Genomic DNA, 4,361 nt, shown 5'->3' with positions numbered 1-4,361 from the left:
TGGGCGAACGCCGGCGGCGCCAGTGCGGCCGTCAGCGCCAGTTCCGCCCAGACTATCCTCTTGATGGCCAACGCCAAAACTCTCTGCTTCATCTTGTTCCCTCTCGCTCGTAGTAAGACCCCACCTGCTGTGCGCCGGAACCTTGTGAATTCCTTGCGCGTCCTGGGTGCCCGTGTACCGGAACCCGCGATTGCCACGCTTTCGACTGCCACGACTCGAACGGCTCGGCCTCGGGTCACCAGCACCATCCAGCATCACCGTCGCTTGCTATTTTGATTCGTCATACTAAACACCTACATTGAGCGCATTGCCTGCTTCTTCCCGATTCGACGAACAGCGGGTTCTGCACAAGACGAGCCTGTGCCCGCGCCGTGCTGCGCACCGTCTGCCGTCGATCGGGTACTTCTCCTTCCTGCCGGCCGCCTTCGCTAGAACAGCCGGGGCGTGCCGACCCAGACGATCACCGCCTCTTCGTCGGCCGTGTTGCGCCACGCATGCGGCATCGTCGATTCGTAATGCGCGGTATCGCCCTCGTTCAGCGTGAACGTGCAATCCTCGAGCGTCAGCGCCACCTGCCCGCGCAACACGTAGACGAACTCCTCGCCCGCATGCGTCGTCATCTCGGACGACAGCTGCCCGGCCGGCATCCGGACGAGAATCGCGTCGAGCTTGCGGCCGTCCACCAGGTTCGTCAGCCTGGCGAACAGGCTGGCCGAGTTCGTGAACTGGAAATACTGCAGCGCGTTGCCGCGGCATACCGAGCGCGCTTCCGTCGGCGTGTCGATGAAGTACTGCATCGTCACGCCCAGCGCCTTCGCGATCCGCACCAGCGACGTGATCGACGGCGTCGCCCGCCCGCGCTCGACCTGCGACAGGAACGGCTTGGAAATGCCGGCGATCGTCGACGTTTCGTCGAGCGTGAGTTTCAGGCGCTGGCGCAGCGCCCGGATCTTGTTGCCTAGCGACACGGCGACGAGCACCGACTCATCAGGGGGCAAAACCATGGAAAGACGGACCCTCGCAGTCGAAATCGGTTTGATGTCGTCAAGCCTCGACCGATGCCGTGACACGACCGGCCCGGCGCGATACCCCGCTGCACGCTGTCGCCGCGTGCAAGCCGCGCGCAGTGCGGCACCGCAGCCGCGTCGCGCGGCCACGCGGCCCTCGCATATTTCATTCGGTTTACTAATCAACAAGGCTGCCCCTTCAGATCGGCTGACCTGCCCGTCGTGCATCGGCGCCATCGCGGCGGCACACCACTTGCCGACCGCGCCCGCGTTGCTCGCCGTCGTACGTGCCCGTTGCGTTACCGGGATGCCACCACCGTCCAGAGGCGTGCCAGGTCAGCGGAACCGTCGGCCCCCTTGACCGTGCGCAGCACCTGGACCGCACGCGCCTTCTGGCCGGCCACGTAATACGCCTCGCCGAGCCGCAGCCGCGCCGCATCGGGATGCTCGAGCCCGCCCTTCGCAATCGCCTGCTCCATCATCGGCAGCCCCTGCTGCGCATGGCCCTCGAAGACGAGGTTCATACCCGCGTCGATCGGTGCGGCCGGCGTCGTGGCGTCCCCGCCCGATTGCGCACGCTTCGCGGCGAGTGCCTGCAGCCGCTTCTCGCGATCCGACTGCGCGTCCTTGCCGAGTACGCCGGACGCAAACCCCTGGTCGATCACCTGCTTGCCTTCGGCAGGCGACCCCGCGACCAGTGCGAGCTGCGTCATCTCCATGTACGCATTGGCTGACGCAAGCGAGCCCGTTGCGCGACGCAACCGGTAGATGTCGAGGTCGAGCGACGGCAGATAGCCGGGGTTGCCGCGAATGGCCGTGACCATTTCGTCCCAGTACGCGGGGCTCGGGTGATAGGCCACCAGCAGCCCGAGCGCACCGCGATACGCATTGCCGTCCTTCACTTTCTGCGCACAGGTCGCCAGCATCTGCAACTGCCCTTCATCCGGCGCGTGTCCGCCATTCGCCTGCGCGTCGGTGCTCGCTTTCAACTGACTCACGAGCGGTGCGCAATCGTTTGACAGGTAGTAAGACTGCGTGAGCAGCGTGCGCATTTCCGGATCCGAGCCACCGGCCTTCAGATAACGCTGCGCGACGCGGATCGCCAGCGGGTAGTTCTTCTGCTGGAAGTAGATGCCGGCCAGCGCCGCCGTGGTCCGCTGCTCGTCCTCGCCCGACAGCCGTCCCGAGTTCAGCACGCTCTCGTAGGCTTGCGCGGCCGTGCCCGAGTCGCCGGCCGCCATCGCTGCCGCGCCGCGCATCTCTTCCACCATGTAGGTTTCGTACGGCGTCCGGTTCGGCACGGCGGCCGCCTGGGCGATCTTGCCCAACGCGTCGCGATACTTGTGCGCCCGGTACAGCTCCTGTGCGGCCGCCAACGGTTTCGCCACGTCCGGCCGCAGCGCGTCCGCCGGCAACGCCGGGCGTCCGAGCAGGCCTGCCGCGCCGAGCGCCGTCACCGCCATCATCCGTTTCCATCGTCGCTGGTTCATCGGCTCGTCCGTGTCGTCATTGCATGAACTGTTCGTTACCGATCAGGCCGATCTTGGTCGCGCCCACGCGTTGCGCGGATGCGAGCACGGCCGCCACGTCCTTGTACGGCACCAGCTTGTTGGGACGCAGATGGATCTCCGCCTGCACGGGTTCCGCCGCCACCTGGGTCAGTTTCGACTCGAGCGCCGCGCGGTCCGGTACCGGTGCGCCGTTCCATGTCGTCGTACCGTCGAAGTCGATATCGATCTGCACGATTTCCGGCGGCGTGGCCGGCGGCGGCGGGTTCCCCACCGGCAGGTCCATCTTTACCGAATGCATCTGAATCGGGATCGTGATGATCAGCATGATCAGCAACACCAGCATCACGTCGATCAGCGGCGTGGTGTTGATGTCGACCATCACTTCCGGTTCGGCATTGCTCCCGCCCGAAGGCACATTCATTCCCATCGTCGACTCCTGTCGGCCAGCGTTAGCGCTTTAGCGCTTACGTGGATCCCATGCTTCGCGGTCGGCCAGCGTTAGCGCTTCAGCGCTTACGCGGGCCCCATGCTTCGCGGTCGATCCACGTTAGCGTTTTAGCGCTTACACGGGCCCCATGCTTCGCGGTCGGCCAGCGTCAGCGCTTTAGCACTTACGCCGATCCCACGCCTCGAACTCAACCAGCGTCAGCGCTTCAACACTTGCCGCCCGCCCCTGTTCCACCACGATTCCCGCGCGCGACTACCCCCCGCGCGCCGGCGGCTCCGTAATGAACGACAGCTTCGCGATCCCCGCGCGCTCGCACATTGTGACCACCCGGCCGATGAACTCGTAGCGCGTGTTCTGGTCGCCCCGCACGTGGACGCTCGGCTGCGGCTGCTGCTGCGACACGTCCTTCAGCTTCGCGAGCAGCGTCTGTGCATCCACCAGCTGCTCGCCCCAGAAGAAATCGCCGTCGCGGTTCACCGCGATCTCGATACTCTTCGGCGTCGTCTGCAGCGGCTGCACCGTCTCCTTCGGCAACTGAAGCTGGATCGTGTGCGTCACGACCGGAATCGTGATCAGGAAGATGATCAGCAACACCAGCATCACGTCGACGAGCGGCGTCGTGTTGATGTTGGCGATCACCTCGTCGCTTTCGTCCTGCCCGACGTTCATGGCCATCGCGCGTCTCCGTCCGCCGATCAGTTCGCGAGCGACGCAGCTGCCGGCGACGATGACGCCGCGCGTACCGGGCGCCGATTGCCGGCCAGCAGCACGGTATGCAGTTGCGCGCCGAAGTTGCGGACCCGCTCCATCACCGACTTGTTGCGCCGGACCAGGAAGTTGTAGCCGAGCACCGCCGGCACTGCGACGGCGAGGCCGATCGCGGTCATGATGAGCGCCTCGCCCACCGGGCCCGCGACCTTGTCGATCGACGCCTGGCCGGCGATGCCGATGGCCGTCAGCGCGTGATAAATCCCCCAGACCGTGCCGAACAGCCCGACGAACGGCGCGGTGGAGCCCACCGTGGCCAGGAAGGCGAGCCCGTCCTGCATCCGGTTCGACACGTTCGTGATCGAGCGCTCGACCGACACGTCGATCCACGTATTGCGGTCCACTGCTTCCAGCAGCGCCTCGTCATGATGCTCGCCGGCCTCGATCGCCGTTTCGGCGATGAAGCGGAACGGCGACGCCTCGTCGAGCAGCCTGGCGCCCTCGGCCAGCGAAGGCGCGGACCAGAGTTGCGCGTCCGCGAGCTTCGCGCGGCGATTGGCACGCAACTGCTCCACGAACTTCGTGATCATGATGTACCAGCTGCCCATCGACATGATCACCAGCAGGATCAGCACGAAACGGGCGACGAAATCGCCGTTCTTCCATAGCGCGCCGAGCCCGTACGGA

At 65.7% G+C, this 4,361-nt stretch carries 5 protein-coding genes; all 5 read right to left on the bottom strand.

Features of this window, described 5'->3' with window-relative positions; genetic code table 11:
- Positions 1-428: 428 nt before the first annotated feature.
- Positions 429-1,004 carry an XRE family transcriptional regulator gene (locus tag G3N99_RS35350; protein WP_043182976.1) on the bottom strand — a complete coding sequence of 192 codons (576 nt, stop codon included), beginning with the start codon at positions 1,002-1,004 and terminating at the stop codon, positions 429-431.
- Between the two features lie 302 nt (positions 1,005-1,306).
- A complete protein-coding gene (locus G3N99_RS35345) occupies positions 1,307-2,497 on the bottom strand; it encodes a tetratricopeptide repeat protein (protein WP_206124679.1) in 1,191 nt (396 codons plus the stop codon).
- A 16-nt stretch (positions 2,498-2,513) separates the two neighbouring features.
- Positions 2,514-2,945, bottom strand: coding sequence for a biopolymer transporter ExbD (locus G3N99_RS35340; protein ID WP_011352157.1), 432 nt, complete (start codon positions 2,943-2,945; stop codon positions 2,514-2,516).
- A gap of 273 nt (positions 2,946-3,218) precedes the next feature.
- Positions 3,219-3,641, bottom strand: coding sequence for a biopolymer transporter ExbD (locus tag G3N99_RS35335; protein WP_174933974.1), 423 nt, complete (start codon positions 3,639-3,641; stop codon positions 3,219-3,221).
- 20 nt (positions 3,642-3,661) lie between these two features.
- The coding region (locus G3N99_RS35330) for a MotA/TolQ/ExbB proton channel family protein (protein WP_206124678.1) at positions 3,662-4,361 on the bottom strand (700 nt) is incomplete at its 5' end.

The organism is Burkholderia sp. Ac-20392 (assembly GCF_017104585.1).
Taxonomy (GTDB): Bacteria; Pseudomonadota; Gammaproteobacteria; order Burkholderiales; family Burkholderiaceae; genus Burkholderia; species Burkholderia lata.
The sequence above is the reverse complement of the archived record's forward strand: the minus strand, read 5'-3'. Positions and strand labels throughout refer to the sequence as shown.